We start from the raw sequence: 6,724 nt of genomic DNA, 5'->3' as shown, positions 1-6,724 counted from the left end.
TCGGCCCCGAAAGAGGCTTGTCCGTGGCGGACCAAATAAAGTGTTCCCATGGGCTGTCATTGTGCGCAGCTTGTGCGTTTTCGCCTGTCGCTGGGGTGATCAGGGGCGGAGCTTTGGGGCCGGTTCGGGCACCAGCGGGACGCTGTGCAGCGGCACACGCCGGGCTCACAAGTTCACTGTGCCCTGAATGCAGCCGACCACATCACCGCCGACCCAGACTTGGCCATGCGTATCTTGCGACAAAAACACTTGGCCGGAGCGGCCCAGCACCGTGCCCTGACGGGCGCTGTAGGCGGCAGGCATGTGGCCGTCGGCCATCAGCCATTGCGCCAGCGATGCGTTCAGGCTGCCGGTGACCGGGTCTTCGGCAATGCCGACCGGGGCGGCGAAGGCGCGCACTTCCAGGTCGGTGGGGTCATTGGCAATGCGGGTTGACGGTGCAAAGGCGCGGGCTTCGCGGTTGGCTCTGCGTATCAGGCTTCCCGCTGGCGCTTGCCTGCGGGCTGCCACACCGACTTTGGTGCCCAGCTTTTTCAGGGCGGCGTGATCGGGCTCCAGGGCTAGCACCGTGCCCACACTGTCCACCAGCAGGCCCAGCCAATGTGGGCCGTTGTTCAGGTTTTGCGCGGCTATCACTTCCGAGGCGTCCAGCCCCAAAGCGGCCAGCACCGGGTCGAGGTCTTCGGCCGAGATGTCCGAGCGCTTCAGCGGTGGCGCCGCAAAAGCCCAGCGCTCGCCCAGTTGCTTCAAACTCACCAGACCGACACCGCATTCCTGCACCAGTTGGCCGTTTTGCCGGGGTGTGTTGCCCTCCCTCAGCCAAGCGTGTGCCGTGCCCAGCGTGGGGTGGCCCGCAAACGGCAATTCGGCCCCGGGCGTGAAAATGCGCACCCGATAGTCGGCCCCGCTTGCGGACCCTTCGGGCGTGGGCGGCAGCACAAAGGTGGTTTCGCTCAGCTGCGTCCAGGCGGCAAAGGTCAGCATTTGCGCATCGCTCAGGCCCGTGCCATCCAGCACCACGGCCAGCGGGTTGCCCAGAAAGGCGGTGTCGGTAAAAACGTCGACTTGTTGAAAGGGGCGGGCGGTCATGGTTCAGTCGTCTTTCAAGATAAGGCCAAATCCAGCACGCCTACAGCGCCGGGATGCTGGCGCATTTGGGCATACCAACGTTCAAGATGCGGCCAGCTGGGGCGGGTTTGGGGAAGACCCCACCAGCGATGGACTTCGCATGCCAGGGGAATGTCGGCCATGCTCAGTTGATCTCCTGCAATGAACGGGCGGTGTTGCAATTGTTCGTTGAGCAACGCGAACAGGGGTTCGGTGGCTTCGACCGATTGCGCAATGAGGTGGTGGTTTCGTTGCGTTTCGGGTGTTCGAATCCATTGAACAAACGCAACGCCGCTGGCCCGATTGAGCGTGGTTTGTTGCCAATCCATCCATTGCTCTGAAATAAAACGGGTTTGCAAGTCTGAAGGACAGAGCCGACCCTCCCGTGCGCACAAGTAGCGCACGATCACGTTGGATTCCCAAAGGGTGTAAGGCCCATCTTCGATGGCAGGCACCATGGCGTTGGGGTTGAGTGCCAGGTAATCCGGGGTGTTGACCACCCCAAAACTCAATCCTGCATCCATGCGCACGAAGGGGATGTCCAGCATCTGCGCGCAGAGAACGACTTTGCGAACATTGATGGAGCTGATTCGTCCCCAAATTTTGAGCATGTTTATGCCTTGGGCATGGATTCACGGATCGCCGCTGCCAACGCGGCCATGCCGGTGTTGATCTGGTCGACGGTGGCGGTCACAAACGACAGGCGCAGGGTGCTTTCGTTGGCGGCCCCGGCGTAAAACGCCGAGCCGGGCACAAAGGCCACGCCTTTTTCGACCGCTTTGTCCAGCAGGGGAATGGCTTTCATGCCCTGGGGCAGTTGCACCCACAGGAACATACCGCCCACCGGGCGGTTCCAGGAAAGGCCCAGCCCCGCCATTTCGCGGTCTAGGGCGGCGAGCATCGCTTCGCATTGCTGTTTGTACAGCGCGCGGATGGTGGGCACATGGCGGTCGATGAAGCCGTCTTTGAGCACTTCGGCCACCACGCGCTGATTAAAGCTGGGTGTGTGCAGGTCGGCCGCTTGTTTCGCTTGCAAGAGCTTGGGGTAAAGCGCTGTGGGGGCCACCAAGTAGCCCAGGCGCAGGCCGGGGGCCAGGATTTTGGAGAAGGAACCCAGGTAAACGCTGCCTTCAGGGTGGCGCGAGCTGAGTGAGGGCGCGGGAGGCGCGTCAAACCACAGGTCGCCGTAGGGGTTGTCTTCGATGATAGGCAAGCCAGACTCGATCGCCACCTGCGCCACGGCGGCGCGGCGTTCTTCGGTCATGGTGCGGCCGGTGGGGTTCTGGAAGTTGGGCAGTAGGTACACAAAGCGGGCTTTATCAGCCCCGGTACCGACTTTGGCGCGCAGGTCGGCCGGGTCCACGCCGTGGTCGTCGCTGTTGACCGATACGGCCACTGGTTCCATGGGCGTGAAAGCTTGCAGTGCGCCCAGGTAGGTGGGGGTTTCGACCAAGATGCGGCTGCCCGCGTCGATCAGGATTTTGGCGACCAGGTCCAGGCCTTGCTGGCTGCCGGTGGTGATCAACACCTGGTCGGGGCTGACATTCATGCCTTGCTTGAGCAGGTCTAGCGCGACCCATTCGCGCAAGGGGGCGTAGCCCTCACTGGCGGCGTATTGCAGGGCGGCTTTGCCGTCATCCCGCAGCACGCGCTCGCTGGCTACGCGCATGGCGTCGATCGGGAAAGTCAGCGGCGAGGGCAGGCCGCCTGCAAAGCTGATGATGCCGGACTTTTCGGTCACTTTCAGGATCTCGCGGATCACTGAGGGGTTCATTTTTTCGGCGCGTCGGGCCAGGTTCCAGTTCATCGCGTTCGCTCCTTGAGAATGTGTCTATTTTGGTGCTGGTGGGGTGGCCATGCGCCGGCCCATAAAAACGGTTAGCACCACCAGAAATGCAAAGCCCATTGTCATCGTGTCCAGCGATTCCCCCAGCAAAGGCACTGCGGCCAGGATCGATATGAAGGGCTGCAGCAACTGCATTTGGCTCACCCGCAGTGGGCCGCCCAGCGACAGGCCGCGGAACCAGGCAAAAAAGCCCGCCCACATGGAGAACACCCCGACATACATCAGGGCCAGCCAAGAGGCCGGGGCAATGGCGTGTTCCGGCCAGGTGAGCCAGGCACCGGGCAGCGTGATGGGCAGCGCCATCACACACACCCAGCTGATGACTTTTTCAGCGCCCATGCTGGCCGTGACTTTGGCCCCGGCCACATAGCCCAGCGAAGCGGCCACCACTGCTCCCAGCAGTAAGGTGTCGGCCCAGGTCAGGCCAAAGCCATGGCCCATTTGTGCTGCCCGCAATACGCTGTAAATGGCGACCAAGCTGCTGCCAAGCGCTGCGAATACCCAAAACCCAAGGCGAGCGCGCTGTTGCATTAGCCAAGCCGCAGCGGCAGCGGTGGCCAGTGGCAGCAAGGCGGTGATGACGGCCGCGTGGCTGGCGGTGACATGGCGCAACGCCCATCCCAAGAGCAAGGGGTAGCCGATGACATTGCCCAGCAGGGCCAGCCCGAGTGATCGGCGTTGCGCAGACAAGGGCCAGGGTGCGCGAACCGCGATCAGGTAAATCGCCGATAAGCCACCGGCCAATGCGGCCCTGCCCCATGTCACAAACCAGGGCGAAAGTTGTGGCGCATCGGCTGTCCCTGTGGCCAGTCGCGTCATGGGCAAGGTCAGCCCAAAAATCACCACGCCTAAAAGGCCCAGCCAGAGACCTTGGTTGACCTGTTGTGGTGTTTGGGGAAGGGGTGTCATCACGGTGCTTTCATGCGACCTGTGTCTGCAAGCTTTTGAGCAGCCAGGCCACGGTGGCCACCAGGGCCGCCGACATGCAGCGGTTGAACACCAGCAAGCGCTTGCCGTGAGTCAACCAATGCCTGAGCAGCGAGCCTGCCACCGCGTAGGTCAGATTGCTCAAAAAGCCATAGGCCACCATGATGGGCAGCAGCACCATCGTGCGTGCCGTGGCATCTTCACGCCCGGCCACCCAGCCTGCGACAATGGCGAGCGCCAACATCCAGGCCTTGATGTTTAGAAACTGCAAGCCTACGCCTTGCGCAAAACCCACTTGCAGCTTGGCGCTGTCGGCCTGCTGCAAGCTGCCGCTTTGCCACAAACGCGATGCCAGCCAAAGCAAATACCCATTGCCCAGCACCACTATGCCCCAGTGCAGCGGTGGCCAAGCCACCACCAGGCTGCCCAGTCCTGTAGCGCACAGTGTGAACAAAATCCCCCAGCCCACTGGCACCGCGCACACAAAGCGCATGGCCCGGCTCAAGCCGTGGTTCGCGGCCATCGCGGTCGACAAGGTGGTGTTGGGCCCCGGTGTGAAGCTGCTCACGGTGGCCAGCACCAACAGCGCACTGAGTTCGGTAGAGGTCATGGCTATGATGTCGAATGAAGTGGAGCCTTTGGAGTCCTTAGGGGTTCGGGGCTTCGGGCTAATGCTCAGCGGGCCGACAAAATTTCCCAGCGCTCCATTGCGGCCAGCAGCTGGTCGTCGATTTCCGTGTCGCGGCGGAACAGTTGTTGCGCCAGTCCGGGGTCGCGCTGGTAAACACTGCCATCGGACAGTTGCGCACGGACGTTGGTTTGCTCTTTTTCCAAGCTCTCAATCTTCGCCGGCAGCTCGGCCAGCTCACGCTGCTCTTTGTAGCTGAGCTTGCTGCGGGTTGGCGCGCTTGCTGCGGGGGCTGCGGATGCCGTAACGGGACTTGCGGCTGGGGTGGCCTGAGGTGGTGTGCCGTTGCGCTGCGCCGCTTGGGCCCGAATGGCCTGAGCGCGCTTGGACTGGACCAGCCAGTCCTGCACCGAGCCTTCGTATTCGCGCCAGAAGCCGGGCTGGTCCGGTGCGCTTTCGCAGGCGATGATGCCGGTGACCACGTTGTCCATGAAGGCGCGGTCGTGGCTGACCAAGAACACGGTGCCTTCATAGTTTTGCAGCAGCTCTTCGAGCAGCTCCAAGGTCTCGATGTCCAGGTCGTTGGTCGGTTCGTCCAGCACCAGCACGTTGGCCGGGCGGGCAAACAAGCGGGCCAACAGCAGGCGGTTGCGCTCACCGCCCGACAGTGAGCGCACCGGCGAGGTTCCGCGTGCGGGCGAGAACAAAAAGTCACCCAGATAGCTCTTGACGTGTTGGCGCTTGTTGCCAATCTCGATCCATTCGCTGCCGGGGCTGATGAAGTCTTCAAGCGTGGCGTCCAGGTCCAGTGCGTCGCGCATTTGGTCGAAGTAGGCCACTTCCATCTTGGTGCCACGGCGCACTTCGCCGCTGTCGGCTTCGAGCTCGCCCAAAATCAGTTTGAGCAAGGTGGTTTTGCCTGCGCCGTTGGGGCCCAGCAAGCCAATCTTGTCGCCGCGCAGCAAAGTGCCGGTGAATTTTTGGATGACGGTGCGCACGCTGCCGTCCGGCTGGGTGAAGCTTTTGGTCACGTCGGTCAGCTCTGCCACCAACTTGCCGCTCGGCACGCCAGAGGCCACTTCCATCTTCACGTTGCCCACTTTTTCACGGCGTGCGGCGCGTTCGCCGCGCAGGTTTTGCAGCCGCGTGATCCGGCTTTGGCTGCGGGTGCGGCGCGCTTCCACACCTTTGCGAATCCAAATCTCTTCCTGGGCCAGCAGTTTGTCGGCCTTGGCCTGAATCACGGCTTCTTGAGCGAGTTGCTCTTCTTTTTGCACTTGGTAGGCGGCGTAGTTGCCCGGGTAAGGGCGCAGCTTGCCTCGGTCCAATTCCACAATGCGGGTGGCGATACGGTCCAAAAATGCGCGGTCGTGGGTGATGGCGATCACGCTGCCCTTGAAGTCGATCAACAGGTCTTCCAGCCAAGTGATCGCGTTCAGGTCCAGGTGGTTGGTGGGCTCATCTAACAAGAGGACGTCAGGACGGGTCACCAAGGCTTGTGCCAAGGCCACGCGTTTGCGCATGCCGCCAGACAGCGATTGCACGACTGCATTGGGGTCCAATTGCAGGCGTTGCAGGGTTTCGTCAAGCCGCTGCTCCCACCCCCAACCATCGCGAGATTCAATTTGCCCTTGCAAAGTGTCCAGGTCACCCCTGCTGTGCGTGTAATCGTCTATCCATTGCACAACTTCTGCCAAGCCCTCGCGCACAGACTCAAAAATGGTGTGCTCAGGCACCAGGATGGGCTCCTGAGCCACATATGCAATGCGAACGCCTTGCTGCAAATGCAGATTGCCGTCGTCAGGGCGCTCTATGCCCGCCAGTATTTTGAGCAAGGACGATTTGCCTGTGCCGTTGCGACCAATCAAGCCGATGCGCTCGGATGTCTCCAGGGAGAAATCTGCGTGATCGAGGAGTGCGACATGACCAAAAGCCAAGGACGCGTTCAAAAGTGTGAGTAAAGCCATGGGCTCATTATCCGGGTGAGGAAGCAGAAAAAATGAACAAAGACTTCAAAATACTTGTCAAGGTCTAAAAAGCTGTGCAATAATCTAAGGCTTCGCTGCACACAACTGAGGCTTTCGAAAGAGATCAAGCAAGCGCGGCGAAGAGGTTGATGAAAAGATCCCAGTATTCAAAGAAATTTTCAAAAACTTGACGCAGCGCTGAAAACTGTGTCATAATATAAGGCTTCGCTGATCGCAGCGTAGCAAAAC

The 6,724-nt window shown here is 61.0% G+C and carries 6 protein-coding genes; all 6 read right to left on the bottom strand.

The window, feature by feature from the left end; translation table 11 throughout:
- Window positions 1-165: 165 nt before the first annotated feature.
- Window positions 166-1,089 (bottom strand): PhzF family phenazine biosynthesis protein, encoded by a 924-nt coding sequence (locus Q0341_RS07610; protein ID WP_299511737.1) that lies wholly within the window; start codon window positions 1,087-1,089, stop codon window positions 166-168.
- A gap of 14 nt (window positions 1,090-1,103) precedes the next feature.
- Window positions 1,104-1,718, bottom strand: coding sequence for a glutathione S-transferase (locus Q0341_RS07605; protein WP_299511735.1), 615 nt, complete (start codon window positions 1,716-1,718; stop codon window positions 1,104-1,106).
- 2 nt (window positions 1,719-1,720) lie between these two features.
- Window positions 1,721-2,914, bottom strand: coding sequence for a PLP-dependent aminotransferase family protein (locus Q0341_RS07600; protein WP_299511733.1), 1,194 nt, complete (start codon window positions 2,912-2,914; stop codon window positions 1,721-1,723).
- Between the two features lie 24 nt (window positions 2,915-2,938).
- Window positions 2,939-3,862 carry a DMT family transporter gene (locus tag Q0341_RS07595; RefSeq protein ID WP_299511730.1) on the bottom strand — a complete coding sequence of 308 codons (924 nt, stop codon included), beginning with the start codon at window positions 3,860-3,862 and terminating at the stop codon, window positions 2,939-2,941.
- 10 nt (window positions 3,863-3,872) lie between these two features.
- Window positions 3,873-4,490, bottom strand: a complete 618-nt coding sequence (locus Q0341_RS07590; protein WP_299511728.1) for a LysE family translocator — start codon at window positions 4,488-4,490, stop codon at window positions 3,873-3,875.
- A 65-nt stretch (window positions 4,491-4,555) separates the two neighbouring features.
- On the bottom strand, window positions 4,556-6,475 hold the full coding sequence (locus Q0341_RS07585) for an ATP-binding cassette domain-containing protein (protein ID WP_299511726.1): 1,920 nt from the start codon (window positions 6,473-6,475) through the stop codon (window positions 4,556-4,558).
- Window positions 6,476-6,724 lie beyond the last annotated feature (249 nt).

This window comes from uncultured Limnohabitans sp. (assembly GCF_937889215.1).
In the GTDB taxonomy this organism is placed as follows: Bacteria; Pseudomonadota; Gammaproteobacteria; order Burkholderiales; family Burkholderiaceae_C; genus Limnohabitans_A.
The sequence above is the reverse complement of the archived record's forward strand: the minus strand, read 5'-3'. Positions and strand labels throughout refer to the sequence as shown.

What these genes read in the sequence shown, in the direction of transcription:
- Q0341_RS07610 (WP_299511737.1), bottom strand. Translation starts at nt 1,089, where the DNA reads ATGACCGCCCGCCCCTTTCAACAAGTCGACGTTTTTACCGACACCGCC.
- Q0341_RS07605 (WP_299511735.1), bottom strand. Translation starts at nt 1,718, where the DNA reads ATGCTCAAAATTTGGGGACGAATCAGCTCCATCAATGTTCGCAAAGTC.
- Q0341_RS07600 (WP_299511733.1), bottom strand. Translation starts at nt 2,914, where the DNA reads ATGAACTGGAACCTGGCCCGACGCGCCGAAAAAATGAACCCCTCAGTG.
- Q0341_RS07595 (WP_299511730.1), bottom strand. Translation starts at nt 3,862, where the DNA reads ATGACACCCCTTCCCCAAACACCACAACAGGTCAACCAAGGTCTCTGG.
- Q0341_RS07590 (WP_299511728.1), bottom strand. Translation starts at nt 4,490, where the DNA reads ATGACCTCTACCGAACTCAGTGCGCTGTTGGTGCTGGCCACCGTGAGC.
- Q0341_RS07585 (WP_299511726.1), bottom strand. Translation starts at nt 6,475, where the DNA reads ATGGCTTTACTCACACTTTTGAACGCGTCCTTGGCTTTTGGTCATGTC.